We start from the raw sequence: 13,352 nt of genomic DNA on the forward strand, positions 1-13,352 counted from the left end.
CGTCAACGGCCGCCGCGCCAATGACCGGCGACCTGATGCCCGCTACGCCGCGCTACAAGATGGCGATCTTCGATTTCGACGGGACGCTGGCCGACAGCGGCGACTGGTTTTTGTCCATTGCCGACGATCTGGCCGACCGGTTCCGCTTTCGCCGTGTGCCGCCCGACGAGATTGAGGGGCTGCGCGGCCACACGACGCGCGAAGTGATCCGTCACCTCGGCATCCCGCGCTGGAAGCTGCCGATCATCGCCCGCCATCTGCACAAAAGGCTGGCAGGCGAGACCGACAAGATCAGCCTGTTCGACGGTGTCGAGCCGATGCTGGCGACATTGCAGGCAGCGGGCGTGCGGCTGGCCATGGTGACATCGAACGCCGAGGACAATGCGCGTGCGATCCTCGGCGCGGACAATATCGCGCGCTTCGAACAGATCGAGTGCGGCGCATCGCTGTTCGGCAAGGCGCCACGCTATCGCCGGGTGCTGCGCCGCGCGCGGCTGGCCGCCGGCGATGTCGTGTCGATCGGTGACGAAACGCGCGACATTACTGCTGCGCGCAAGGTCGGGATCGATGCCGCCGCCGTGCTATGGGGCTATGCACGCCGCGATGCACTCGCCGCGCTGTCGCCCGCCCTGACGTTCGAGACGCCCGACGACGTCGTGGCGGCGCTGCTCGGACCTGCCGACTAACCGGCATGGGCGACGGCCATCATCATCACGCACACGACCACGGCGTTGTCGTCGATTTCGGCCGCGCCTTTGCGCTGGGCGTCGCGCTCAACCTCGGCTTTGTCGCGATCGAGCTGACATGCGGCCTGCTGGCAGGCTCGGTCGCGCTGCTGGCGGATGCCGGCCATAATCTGTCCGACGTGCTGGGGCTTGCGGTTGCGTGGGGTGGCGCGGCGCTGGCGCGTCGTCCAGCCTCGCCGCGCTTTACCTACGGCCTGCGCAAATCGTCGATACTGGCGGCGCTCGCCAATGCATTGTTCCTGCTGCTGGCGTGCGGCGGGATTGGCTGGGAAGCTGCGCGCCGTTTCGCTGACCCGCCGCCGGTGCCGGGCGGGGTGGTGATGGCGGTCGCGGCGGTCGGCATCGCAGTCAACGCCGTCACCGCATGGCTGTTCGCGAGCGGGCGGCACGGCGACATCAATATCCGCGCGGCGTATCTGCACATGGTGAGCGATGCGGCGGTGTCGGCCGCGGTGGTCGTCGCAGGCGGGCTGGTGCTGCTGACGGGATGGGCGTGGATCGATCCCGCCGCCAGCCTTGTCGTCGTGGCGGTGATCCTGTGGGGTACCTGGGGGCTGCTGCGCGATTCGATCGGGATGGCGCTCGATGCTGTGCCGACCAGTGTCGATGCAGGCGCCGTGGGGATAATGCTGCGCGGTCTCGACGGCGTCGAGCGGGTCCATGACCTCCACATTTGGCCGATCAGCACCACCGAAGTCGCGCTGACGGTGCGGCTCGTGATGCCGGGCGGGCATCCCGGTGACGCTTTCCTGCACGCGGTCGAGGAGCGGCTGGAGCATGATTTCGGCGTCGATCACAGCACGATCCAGATCGGCCTTGGCGGCGCCGATGCCTGCCAACTGCACGGTGCATGGGCGTGAGCGCGCGGTTCGCCTTCACGATTGCAGCCACCGACGGCAAGGCACGCACGGGCAGCATCACGATGCAGCGCGGGACGATCCGCACGCCCGCCTTCATGCCCGTCGGCACCGCCGCGACCGTCAAGGCAATGAAGCCGCAGGACGTGCGCAAGGGCGGCGCCGATATCATCCTCGGCAATACCTATCATCTGATGCTGCGCCCGAGTGCCGAGCGCGTCGCGCGGCTGGGCGGGCTGCACGGTTTCATGGGCTGGGATCGCCCGATCCTGACCGACAGCGGCGGCTATCAGGTGATGAGCCTCGCCGACCTGACCACCCGCTCGGAAGATGGCGTGACGTTCAAAAGCCATCTCGACGGGTCGCGGCATACGCTGAGCCCCGAACGCTCGATCGAGATCCAGCGGCTGCTCGATTCAGACATCATCATGGCCTTCGACGAGCTGGTTCCGACGACCGCGACCCGCGAGGTGCAGCACGCCGCGATGCTGCGGTCGATGCGCTGGGCACGTCGGTCGCGCGATGCCTTCGACGGCGGTGGCGAACACGCTGCGCGTGCCGCGATCTTCGGCATCCAGCAGGGCGCGCTCGATCAGACGATGCGGCTTGAATCCGCGCAGGCGCTGATCGACATCGGCTTCGACGGTTATGCGGTCGGCGGCCTTGCGGTTGGCGAAGGGCAGGAGGCGATGTTCGGCTGCCTCGATTTCGCGCCCGGCCAACTGCCTGCGGACAAGCCGCGCTACCTGATGGGGGTCGGCAAGCCCGACGATATCGTCGGCGCAGTCGAGCGCGGCATCGACATGTTCGATTGCGTGCTGCCCACGCGCAGCGGCCGCACCGGGCAAGCCTTCACTCGCGCCGGGCCGATCAACATCCGCAATGCGCGCTTTGCCGAGGATGAGGGGCCGCTCGATCCCGCCTGCGCCTGCCCGGTCTGCGCGACGTGGAGCCGCGCCTATCTCCATCACCTCGTGCGGGTCGGCGAGATTCTGGGCGCAATGCTGATGACCGAGCATAATCTCTATTTCTATCAGGCACTGATGGCCGATTTGCGTGCGGCAATCGCCGAAGGGCGGCTCAAGAGCTTTGCCGATGCGTTTAGAACGGCTTATGCCAGCGGATAGAAGCAAAAGAGGATGCGCCCGATGAGCGACGAACCCAAGGACATGAACGAGATCGAAGCCGCCGCGCATGCCGCCAAGCGCGTTGCCGCCGCTGCCGATGAGACCAAGGCCAAGGCCGAAAAGAGCTGGCCGGTATCGGCAATCGCGATCGGCGTGGGCGTCGGCTCGGCGGCACTGGCGGCCGCGCTGCTCTATGCCAACAGCGGTCGCAAGAAGGGCTGACGGCGCCTGCCGCACGATATCGGCGATTGACACAGGCAATACAGCTACGACACCTTCGCGCGGTCGTTGACCCGGGAGATTGCCTGATGCGTCTGGTTCGTGCCGCCCTTCTGCTGGGCATTGCCGCTGTTCCGTTTGCTGCCGAAGCGGCCCCCGGCAAGCGCCCTGCTCAGCCTGCCACGAAACCCGCAGCGGTTCCCATCAAGCCGATCGCTTTCACTGAGCGCACGCTTGCCAATGGCCTGCGCGTCTATGCGATCCGCGACACCTCGACGCCGAACGTATCGGTGCAGGTCTGGTACGATGTCGGATCGAAGGACGACCCCAAGGGTCGCTCGGGCTTTGCGCACATGTTCGAACATCTCATGTTCAAGGCGACGCGCAATCTGGTGTCCGAACAGTTCGACCGGCTGACCGAGGACGTCGGCGGCGACAATAATGCATCGACCAACGACGATTACACCGAATATCACGAAAACATCCCGGCCAACCACTTGCAGCGACTGCTGTTCGCCGAGGCCGACCGCATGTCGAGCCTGGTCGTCGAGCCCACCAGCTTCGCTTCCGAGCGGGACGTGGTGAAGGAGGAGTTGCGCCAGAACACCAATGCGCAGCCCTATGGCAAGCTGTTCTCGCAATATTATCCGGCGATTTCCTACACGCGCCACCCCTATGCACGCGGGACGATCGGCAGCCTCGACGACCTCCAGAGTGCGCAGATCGATGATGTCCGCGCCTTCCATGCAACCTACTACCGGCCCGACAATGCGGTGCTGGTCGTGTCGGGCAACTTCGACGAGAAGCAGCTCGACGCCTGGGTCGATCAGTATTTCGGCCCGATCAAGCGCCCGACCACGCCGATTCCGCGTGTGAACGTCGTCGAGCCCGAACGCACGAAGCCTGCTCATTATGTGGTGCAGGAAGCGAACACCCCGCTGCCGGCAGTGATGATCAGCTATCCGATCCCGCCGGACAATCATCCCGACAATCCGGCGCTGACTGTGCTCAACGCAATCTTGTCGCAGGGTGAGAGCTCGCGCCTGTACCGATCGCTGGTTTACCGCGACCAGATTGCACAGGTCGCGCAGACCTTTCTCGACAGCAAGCAGGGGCCGGGCAATCTCGCAGTGTTCGCGATATTGGCGAGCGGCAGGAAGGCTGCCGACGGCGAGGCGGCATTGCTGCGTGAAATCGCGCGCGTCCGGAACGTGCCGGTGACTGCCGCCGAACTGGCCGAGGCGAAGAACGAAATTCTGACCAATGTGTTGCAAGCGCGCGAGACGCCCGAGGGCAAGGCGCGCACGATCGCCGCTGCCGTCATCGTCGACGGCGATCCGCGTGCCTCCGACAAGCAGCTTGCCGCGCTCGCGCAGGTGACAGCTGCCGATGTCCAGCGCGTCGCCAGCAAATATCTGCGCGATAGCCGCGCCGCGACGATCCACTATCTTCCCGAAAATCCAGCCGACAAATTCCCGGTGAATGACCGGATCGAGATCGCTGACACTGTCGTCGTCAAGCCGCTGGTCGCGCCGGGCAAGGTGGAGATCGTGACGCCCGCAACCGACGCTCAGCGCGTGGCAGTACCCGCCGCGGGGCCGGCCATCGCCGCCAGCGCGCCCGTCACCAATGAATTCAGGCTGGCGAATGGCCTGCGGGTCGTTGTCGTTGAAAAGCACGACTTGCCGCTGCTGACCGCGCTGCTCGTCGCCCGTGGCGGCGGCGCGATCGACCCCGCCGACCGGGCCGGACTTGCCAGCCTGACCGCCGACCTGATGACCAAGGGCACCAAAACGCGATCGGCGACCGACATCGCGCGCCAGATCGAATCGCTTGGCGGCTCGATTTCGAGCGATGCCAGCTTTGACGGGGCGACCGTGGCCGTGACGGTGAAGGCTGATCAGGCCACGCCCGCGCTCGGCATCCTCGCCGATGTTGCGCGGAACCCGGTATTCGCGCCCGACGAGATCGAACGCGCCCGGTCGCAGGCGATCGACGGCGTACAGGTAGCGATCAAGAACCCCAGCCAACTCGCCGCACTGGTCGCGGCGCGCGCCGCGCTGGGCAATGCCGCTTACGCCCATCCGCTGTCGGGCACAGCGACTTCGCTTAAGGCGATTACGCCAGCGGATGTCCGCGCTGCTTATGCGCGCGTCTGGGCGCCGGGACAGGCGGCGCTGGTCCTTGTCGGCGACGTCACCCCCGCCCGCGCGAAGGAACTGGCGGAGGCCAAGTTCGGCGACTGGCAAAGCAGCAGCGCCCCGATCGCGCAGGGAACGGCGCCCGCCTATCCCAAGCCGCGCGTGATCGTGGTCGACCTGCCGGGCGCCGGGCAGGCGGGCGTGGTTGTCGCCCGGCCGGGCATCGCGCGGCGCGACGCGCTCTATTACCCGACTTCTGTTGCCAACACCGTGCTCGGTGGTGGGTTCTCGTCGCGGCTCAATCAGGAAATCCGCATCAAGCGCGGTCTGGCCTATGGCGCGGGCAGCGGGATGCAGGCGGGCCGCGAACCCGGCACGATCACGGCGCGCACCTCGACCAAAAATCCGTCGGCGCCTGAGACGGTCGCGATCATCCTGGCCGAAATGAAGCGGCTCGGCGCCGAGCCGGTGAGCGCCGCCGAACTCGATACGCGCAAGGCCGTGCTGGTCGGCAATTTCGGTCGCGCGACCGATACCACCGGGTCGATCGCCGGCACCGTCGGCAGCTATATCGTGCAGGATCTGCCGCTCAGCGATCTTGGCGACTATACCAAGCGCGTCGCGGCAGTCGATCCGGCAGCCGTACAAGCAGCGGCGGCGAAGCTGCTCGACCCGACGGCGGCCAGCATCGTCGTGGTGGGCGACGCCAAGCTGTTCGTCGATGAACTGCGCAAGACCTACCCCGATCTTGAATTGATCCCGGCGGACAAGCTCAATCTCGACTCAAGCGCGCTCAAGTAACGCGAAAGGTTGCATTAACCATAAAACGTCCCAGCAATAGACGCGCTGATCTTAGGCCTTCCCTAAGCCCTGCCGATTGATATGCGACATCTTTGACGCACCATCGGATTCGGGCGCAGGTGAATCGATTGTCGGGCATGTCGCGCGCGCAGTTGCTGCTGGTCGCGCTGATCGTCGCGATGGCGGCGGTGTCGGCGCGCGCGGCGATCGTCGTCGTCACCGTCGCGGCCCAGCGCGCGGCGGTGCCCGCCAAGCCGAAGGGTTTCGAGGCGAGCGACCATTTTCCCGGCGCGGCGCTGATCTATGCCAGCGAAACCGTCACCCGGCCAGGGGCAGAGGAGGCGGCGCTCGCGGCGCCATCAAGCGGCACCACCGGAACGGCGCCGCTGCCGACGCTGCCGATCCCGTCGACCTATGTCGCGTCGCCGACGCTCGACGGCACGATTCACCCGGCGCGGCCGTTCGTCATGACGCGAGCGGGCGGCAGCGATTACGGTCGCGCGCTCAATTGCCTCGCCACGGCCATCTATTATGAAGCCGCGAGCGAACCCGATGCGGGCCAGCGCGCGGTCGCCCAAGTCATTCTCAACCGGGTCCGCCACCCGGCCTTCCCCGGCACAATATGCGGCGTCGTCTATCAGGGGTCGGAAAAATCAGGCTGCCAGTTCAGCTTCGCTTGCGACGGCGCGATGGCGCGGGTGCCGTCGCGCAGCGGCTGGGCGCGCGCGCTGCACAATGCCGCGCTGATGCTCGCCGGCACGGTCGAGGGGCAGGTCGGCACCGCCACGCATTACCACACCTATGCCGTCACCCCGCGCTGGAACCGGCAAATGGTGATGACGGCGGTAATCGGCGCGCATTTTTTCCACCGCTGGCAGGGTTATTGGGGCACGCCCGCCTCGCTCAGCGTGCCCTATCGTGGTGGCGAGCCGGTGCCGGGACCGCACGCGCGGATCGCGCCGGTCGCGCCCGCAACGCCCGCGCTGGCGATTGCCGCTGCGGGCACCGCCGCACTACCTGCCCCGACTCCCGCCAGCGCCATCCAGCCTGCCTATGTCGATCGCAGCATCGCCCGCGCGCCGACGCCTGCGCGTACCGACAATCTGCCCGACAGCCAGATCCTCGACAAATGGAAGGACAGCGGCAAGCCGCTGCGCTGACCGTTTAGCCGACGCGCGCGACTGACAGGCTGCCGGCAGGGGATGGCGCGATCAGTTCGGCCGATGGGACGTCGCCGCCGATCCATGCCCCCCAGTGTGTGCGCGGCATCAGCACGACCTGACGGCTGTGCAGCGGCGCGACGTCGGGCCCCGGCGCGCACGTCAGCAAGGTGAATGCTTGGCCGACGCGCGAGTCGGCATGCCACAGCCCGGCAATCATCAGATAATCCCCTGCCAGCGGACCGCCAGGGGTGGGCGTGAACAGCCATTTGGTCTTGCGCTTGCTCTTGGGATCTTCGGGCGCGGTGAATTCATAGAAGCCGTCGACCGGCACCAGACAGCGGCCACCGGTGGCGCTGTTGGTAAAGCGGCGGCCCTCGCTCCGAAAATTGTACAGCGGGCGGCCGTTCGCCATTGGCCAGCTCCAGCGCCGGGTGACCAGATCGGCGGCGCCATCGGCGCCCGCCCGCACGATCACGGTCGGGTCGGTGATGCGGACGCTGTCGAGCGGCGCCATGTTCGGCGCGCCCTCTGGGAAAAGCAGCGGGATCCTGAGCTGTGACCAGTCCTCGCGCAGCTGACCAAGGGCGATCCGGCGCGCGACTTCGTTGCACATCGGCGGTTACTTCGCGGACCCCAGATATTTCTCGAACCAAGCGATCGTGCGCTTCTGCAAGTCGATGGCATTGGCCGGGCTGCGGATGCCATGGCCTTCCTCGGCATAGATCACCAGCGTCGTCGGTACGCCCTGATCGCGCAGCGCATGCCAATATTCGACCGACTGGGTCGGCGGCACTTCGATGTCGCGCTCGCCGACGTAAATGAAGGTCGGCGTCTTGGCGTTCTTCATTTGGTAGATTGCCGAGGGCTTTTCGTATGCCTCATAATCTTCGTACAGCGTCTTGCCGAAATAGGGCAGCATCCACTGATCGATGCCGTTGGTGCCATAATAGCTGACCCAGTTCGACAGCCCGGCGCCCGCCACGATCGCCTTGAAGCGATTGGTCTGGGTGTTCGCCCACATCGACATGAAGCCGCCATAGCTGCCGCCGGTTAGCCCCAGCCGAGCGTCGTCGATCGGCGCCACCTTTTCGACCGCATCGATCCCCGCGAGGATGTCGCGCAGATCGCCGCCGCCGAAGTCGCGCCGGTTGGCCGCGGTGAACGCTTCGCCCTGACCATAGCTGCCGCGCGGATTGGGCAGGAAGACATAGAAGCCCGCGCGGATCAGTTCCGCCGCGCCGCCGCGCTCGACGAAATTGGGCACGCTGGCAGCCGCCGGACCGCCGTGGACGATCGTGATCATCGGCGCCTTCTTGGCCGGATCGGCGCCCACCGGCGCGAGCAGCCAGCCTTGCGAGGTGAAACCCTCGTTGGTCCAGGTCACGCTGCGCGCCGTAACGACGGGAGGTGCCGCATCATTGTCGTGCGTGATCTGTCGGGGCGCGGTGGCGGGGCCGGCAAAGATCGCGGGCGCATGCGTCCAGTCCTGCACGACGGTCGCGACAAACTTGCCGTCGTCGCTGAAGGCGGCGCGGCCGTCTCCGGCCGCAAAGCTCGCGGGCCGCGCAAACATCGCCGCGCCATAGCCCTTGTCGGTCACGGCAACGATTTCGGCCATGTCGCCACGCAGCAACGTCGCGCGCAGGCCACCCTTGGTCCAGTCGATCGCGGTTGCGGTCGCCTTGGCGCCCTCGGTGATGTTGACCGGCGTGCCCCCGGCGAGCGGCACGGTGAAGACGTCACCACCGACCGAGCCGAAGTCGCTCATCAGCCCGCCGATGAAGGCCACCGACTTGCCGTCGGGCGAAACGCGGGGGAAGTTGAGCTGCGTGGTCGGCTTGGCGATCATGCGCACCGCGCCGGTCGCCGCATCGATATGGTCGAGCGTCGCCACCCACCAATTGGCGTCGCCATTGCCGAGCGCCGAGGTGACGACAAAGCCGCTGCCATCGGGCGTCCAGTCATATTCATAGACATAGCGACCCGCCGGCGACAGCGGCTTGACCGCATCGGGGCCAAGTGTCGCGGTCCGGTCGAACACGGCGAGTTGCTGCGCATCGTTCTTCTCGCCGATTTCGCCGACCTGGCGCACGCCAGCCTGCGCGGCACCAGCTTCCTTGGCGGCACCGATCGTTACCAGCAGCGCGATGCGCTTGCCGTCGGGGGAGAAGCGCGGCGTCTGGGCAATGCCCCGGACGGTTGCGACCGCGCGCACCGTGCCGCCTTCGACAATGTCGAGCGTGATCTCACCCTTGCTGCGGTCGCGCGCGAGGAAGGCGAGCGTGCCGTCAGCGGCAAAGGTCAGTCCCGAATAGCTGCACGTTGCGCACGGATCGAACGTCGATACCACTTCGCCGGTCTTGAGCGTGCGGATAACGATCTTCGCCTTGCCGCCGCTGGTCTCCACGGTGGCGATGCGATTGCCAACGGGCGCAATAGCGAGACCGCCATAATTGACCGGCGCCGCAAGCGCGGGGACGGCGGTGGTTGCAAGAATGGCGGCGATAATCAGGCGCATGGGCATCGGCTCTCCGGTCATTTTGACCGGTCGATAGCACAGCCTGTCGCAGCGGCAAGCTATTCGGCGGCTATCCGCTGGGCCGCGGCTGCGGCCTCGCGCTCGTCGCGCTGGGCGCGGACATTTTCGGCGCGCTCGGCCATCTGGATCCAGGCGCGTTCGGCGCGCTCGGCGCGATTGCGGACATTGTCGAGCGTCGCAGCCTCGGCTGCGGCATGTTCAGCCGCGGCGCGCGCGCGATAGAATTTGGGATCATCGGCCATCGGCGACGGGCCTTTCGTGGCGGGAGGGATCCGGGAGAAAGAGCCCCCGCGCGCGGACGGCACGCGGGGGCCCGATTAGGGGTTCAGTCGACCGCCTGAAGATTGACCGCGGCTTGCTTGCCACGGCGATCGGCTTCGAGTTCGTAGGACACGCGCTGGTTCTGGTTCAGCGTCGCCATGCCGGCGCGTTCGACGGCCGTGATGTGCACGAATGCGTCATTGCCGCCGCCATCGGGCGCGATGAAGCCATAGCCCTTGTCGGCGTTGAAGAATTTGACGGTACCTTGGATCGACATAATCTGTTCCTTCTGTTCGGGAGCGTGCCGAATGCCGACACGCCCGGTGCCTCGGCAGCAGGGAAAGAAGGAAAGAGGTGCCGCAAAGCGCCAGGAACCGTCGATTTGCGACTGTAGCGGTTGGTCATATGGGGCGCCGGGGCAGCTTTGGCAAGGCTGGCCCCGGCGCATGATCGTTCAGCGACGAACCTGATAGTCGTTCTTCTGCACTCGTACGCGGCGGCTGAGATTGTCGTAGCGCCGGTCGAGGTCGACTCGCTCGGCGCGGGTGAGGCCGGGGCGCGTCATCCGGTAGCGCCGTTCGAGCCGGACCAGATCATCGAGCTGCACCGTCAGCCGTCGCGCCTCGGCACGATTGAGCGCGCCCGAACGGATGCCCTGATCGATCCGCTGCGACAGATTGACCTTGCGCTCGCCGATCGGCTGCCAGACTTGGGCGTCGGCCATCGTCGGAATCGTGCCGAGCGCCAGCGCTGCGGCAACCGCTGTCTTGGTGATCGTCATTGCTGTCTCCTGATGGGGGGAAGCTATGCTTCAGCGGCAGCGGATTTCGCCGCGGTTCTGGTCCTTTTCGACCGCGTTACCGATCAGCGCACCGCCCGCTGCGCCAAGGATTGTGCCGAGCGTCTTCGATCCGCCCGGGGCAATGATGTTGCCGAGGACGCCACCGCCGACGCCGCCGACGATCAGCCCGGTCGTGCCGTCGTTGCGGCGGCAGTAATAGCGATCGTCGCGCCCGCGATAGATGCGGTCACCGCGCCCGAGGCGCCGTTCCTGATAGCTCGGCCCGTCGCGGTAATATTGGTCGGCGTAATAGGGACGGCCGCCGTAATAGCCGTCGCCGTCGGACACGCAGCCCGCCAACAGCGTCGTTGCGGCCGCAAGACCCAAAGTGATCGAGCGCATTGCCATTCTCCTAACCTGGATTGTGCCCGCTCAATGCGCGAGGCGCGCGAATGGTTGCAGCGGGGAAGGCGGCGGCGTGCTATGATCGGCCCGAAGGAGCGCGCCGATGGTTGCTGCCATGCTTGCCTTGCTGATGCCGCTGCAGGTCGCCGGACCGACCGTGCGCGCGCTGCGCCCGAGCGATGCAAGAGTCGCGCAGATCGCGATTGTGCGGCGGCGCGACCGGTTGGCCGCCGATGCCCGCGCCCTGCTCGCCCGCGCCGAGACGCTTCGCGCCAGCTACGCCCCAGCGGCGGGCGCGCCGAGCCGCGACGAAATCGACCGCGCCGTTGCCGACACCAAGGCGGAACTCGATTCGATGAGCGAGATGGGCGAGACGGAATCGCTGCGGCTGCAGATGGCGATGGACCGCATGTCGAAGATGATGTCGACGCTGTCCAACCTGATGAAGAAGGCGAGCGAGACTTCTTCGGGCATCATCCAGAATCTGAAATAGCGGAGTCGCCGCGTCGCAAGCCTAGGCCTTGTAGAGCGCGTCGAGCCTTGGCCCGTACACTTGCTTCAGCACATGCCGGCGGATCTTCAGCGACGGCGTGAGCTGCTCATTCTCGATCGCAAAGGGCGCATCGGCGATGACGAAGCGACGCACGCGCTCGATCACCGACAGGTCCTTGTTGACGCGTTCGACCGCCGCGCCCAGCGCCGCGCGATAATCGGGGTTATCAGCAAGCTTGGCGAAGTCGCAGCTAGTGCCGGTCTTCGCGCAAAACTCCTGCGTCCATTCGGGATCGGGCACCAGCACCGCGACCATGTACGGCTTGCGGTCGCCCGCGATCATCGCCTGCAGGATTTCGGGCTGGAGAGTCAGCATCCCCTCCACCTTCTGCGGGGCGACATTGTCGCCCTTGTCGTTGATGATCAGGTCCTTCTTGCGATCGGTGATCTTGATGCGGCCCTTGGCGTCGATCTCGCCGATGTCGCCGGTGTGGAGCCAGCCGTCCTTGAGCACGCGGCGCGTCTCTTCCTCGTTGCGCCAATAGCCGTGCATCACGAGCTCGCCGCGCACCAGAATCTCGCCATCCTCGGCAATGCGGACTTCGGTGTCGACCAGCGGCGGGCCGACGGTGTCGTGCTTCAGGCCGACCGAAGGGCGATTGCACGAGATGACCGGCGCGGCTTCGGTCTGGCCATAGCCCTGCAGAAACGTGATGCCGAGCGAATCGAAGAAGATGCCGATTTCGGGATTGAGCGGCGCGCCGCCCGACACCATCGCCTTGATCCGTCCGCCGAAGCGCTTGCCGATCCGCGGCTTGAAGGTCGCGCCGAGCGCGGCATCGATCACGCCGTCGAGCACCCCGCGCTTGCCCGCCGCCTTGCGCCCGCCGATGCCGACCGCCTGGTTCATCATGAAGGTCGCGAGCTTGCCCTGCTTCTCGACCTGCTTGACGATGCGCTGGCGCAGCACTTCGAACAGGCGCGGCACCACGACCATGATCGTCGGGCGCGTCTCCTCGATATTGGAGGCAAGCTTGTCGAGCCCCTCGGCGTAGTAGATCTGCGCGCCGAGCCCGATCGGGAAATGCTGGCCGCCAGTATGCTCATAAGCGTGGGACAGCGGCAGGAACGACAGGAAAACTTCGTCCGCCCAGCCGAAATCCTCGCTGATGACGGTGCAGCAGCCGTTGACGTTGTGCAGGATCGCGCCGTGGTGCTGCACCACGCCGCGCGGGGCGCCGCCGGTGCCGCTGGTGTAGATGATGCAGGCCGGGTCGGCCCGGTTGAACGTGGCGGCGGCCTCGGCGGCGTCGATGCCCGAGGGATGGTCGGCGATCAACTGGTGCCAGCCGTGATAGGCAACGGCGCCCGACTGGCCGACGCGCAGATCCTCCAGCCCGATCACGATCCGCGCCTGCGACGATCGCAGCACGGCGGGGAGCAGCGTCTTGGCGAGCTTCGCGTTCGACACGATCACCGCGCGCGCGCCACTGTTTTCCAGAATATGCGCGTGATCGCGTTCGGTATTGGTGGTGTAGGTCGGGACGGTGATGCACCCCGCCGCCATGATCGCGAGGTCGCTGATGCACCATTCGGGGCGGTTTTCGGACACCAGCATGACGCGGTCGCCGGGATTGAGGCCGATTGCCTTCAGCGCGGCGGACAGCGCCGCCACCTGCTCGGCGGCTTCGCGCCAGCTGATCGATTGCCATGCCCCGCCGTTCTTGGCCCACAGGAACGGCTTGTCGCCGCCCTGCCGCGCACGCGTGAAGAACATGGTGACGAGGTTGGGAAAATGTTCGAGCTTGCGCATCGTCTCT

The 13,352-nt window shown here is 66.4% G+C and carries 14 protein-coding genes; 7 read left to right on the forward strand and 7 right to left on the reverse strand.

Annotated features, from left to right (window positions below):
• Positions 1-59: 59 nt before the first annotated feature.
• From AX672_RS11765 to AX672_RS11790, 6 genes are all read left to right on the forward strand, one after another.
• Positions 60-686, forward strand: coding sequence for an HAD hydrolase-like protein (locus AX672_RS11765; protein ID WP_231731310.1), 627 nt, complete (start codon positions 60-62; stop codon positions 684-686).
• A gap of 5 nt (positions 687-691) precedes the next feature.
• Complete coding sequence (locus AX672_RS11770; RefSeq protein WP_066651624.1) at positions 692-1,606, forward strand: cation diffusion facilitator family transporter; 915 nt, start codon at positions 692-694, stop codon at positions 1,604-1,606.
• Positions 1,597-2,730: a tRNA guanosine(34) transglycosylase Tgt gene (gene tgt / locus AX672_RS11775; protein ID WP_066651625.1), complete on the forward strand. Its 1,134-nt coding sequence runs from the start codon at positions 1,597-1,599 to the stop codon at positions 2,728-2,730. Before AX672_RS11770 ends, tgt begins: the two co-directional genes overlap by 10 nt.
• A gap of 21 nt (positions 2,731-2,751) precedes the next feature.
• Positions 2,752-2,952, forward strand: coding sequence for a hypothetical protein (locus AX672_RS11780; protein ID WP_066651682.1), 201 nt, complete (start codon positions 2,752-2,754; stop codon positions 2,950-2,952).
• Positions 2,953-3,038: 86 nt separating this feature from the next.
• Positions 3,039-5,891 (forward strand): M16 family metallopeptidase, encoded by a 2,853-nt coding sequence (locus AX672_RS11785; RefSeq protein WP_066651630.1) that lies wholly within the window; start codon positions 3,039-3,041, stop codon positions 5,889-5,891.
• Positions 5,892-6,028: 137 nt separating this feature from the next.
• A complete protein-coding gene (locus tag AX672_RS11790) occupies positions 6,029-7,051 on the forward strand; it encodes a cell wall hydrolase (protein ID WP_066651632.1) in 1,023 nt (340 codons plus the stop codon).
• A 4-nt stretch (positions 7,052-7,055) separates the two neighbouring features.
• Here the strand turns inward: AX672_RS11790 and AX672_RS11795 are convergent, their stop codons facing one another.
• The 6 genes from AX672_RS11795 to AX672_RS11820 form a co-directional block, all read right to left on the reverse strand.
• Entirely contained in the window at positions 7,056-7,667 is a 612-nt protein-coding gene (locus AX672_RS11795; RefSeq protein ID WP_066651634.1) for an SOS response-associated peptidase family protein, read from the reverse strand.
• 6 nt (positions 7,668-7,673) lie between these two features.
• On the reverse strand, positions 7,674-9,572 hold the full coding sequence (locus AX672_RS11800; protein WP_066651684.1) for a S9 family peptidase: 1,899 nt from the start codon (positions 9,570-9,572) through the stop codon (positions 7,674-7,676).
• Between the two features lie 59 nt (positions 9,573-9,631).
• Positions 9,632-9,835, reverse strand: a complete 204-nt coding sequence (locus AX672_RS11805; protein ID WP_066651640.1) for a hypothetical protein — start codon at positions 9,833-9,835, stop codon at positions 9,632-9,634.
• An 83-nt stretch (positions 9,836-9,918) separates the two neighbouring features.
• A complete protein-coding gene (locus AX672_RS11810; RefSeq protein ID WP_066651642.1) occupies positions 9,919-10,131 on the reverse strand; it encodes a cold-shock protein in 213 nt (70 codons plus the stop codon).
• 177 nt (positions 10,132-10,308) lie between these two features.
• Positions 10,309-10,635 (reverse strand): hypothetical protein, encoded by a 327-nt coding sequence (locus tag AX672_RS11815; RefSeq protein ID WP_066651644.1) that lies wholly within the window; start codon positions 10,633-10,635, stop codon positions 10,309-10,311.
• Positions 10,636-10,665: 30 nt separating this feature from the next.
• On the reverse strand, positions 10,666-11,037 hold the full coding sequence (locus AX672_RS11820) for a glycine zipper 2TM domain-containing protein (protein WP_066651685.1): 372 nt from the start codon (positions 11,035-11,037) through the stop codon (positions 10,666-10,668).
• Between the two features lie 106 nt (positions 11,038-11,143).
• Between AX672_RS11820 and AX672_RS11825 the strand changes: the two genes are divergently transcribed.
• Positions 11,144-11,533 (forward strand): hypothetical protein, encoded by a 390-nt coding sequence (locus tag AX672_RS11825; protein ID WP_066651646.1) that lies wholly within the window; start codon positions 11,144-11,146, stop codon positions 11,531-11,533.
• Between the two features lie 21 nt (positions 11,534-11,554).
• On the opposite strand, the gene AX672_RS11830 is transcribed toward AX672_RS11825, so the two are convergent.
• Positions 11,555-13,345 carry an AMP-dependent synthetase/ligase gene (locus AX672_RS11830; RefSeq protein WP_066651648.1) on the reverse strand — a complete coding sequence of 597 codons (1,791 nt, stop codon included), beginning with the start codon at positions 13,343-13,345 and terminating at the stop codon, positions 11,555-11,557.
• Positions 13,346-13,352 lie beyond the last annotated feature (7 nt).

The sequence above is a fragment of the Sphingomonas sp. CCH10-B3 genome, from assembly GCF_001556185.1.
In the GTDB taxonomy this organism is placed as follows: Bacteria; Pseudomonadota; Alphaproteobacteria; order Sphingomonadales; family Sphingomonadaceae; genus Sphingomonas; species Sphingomonas aquatica.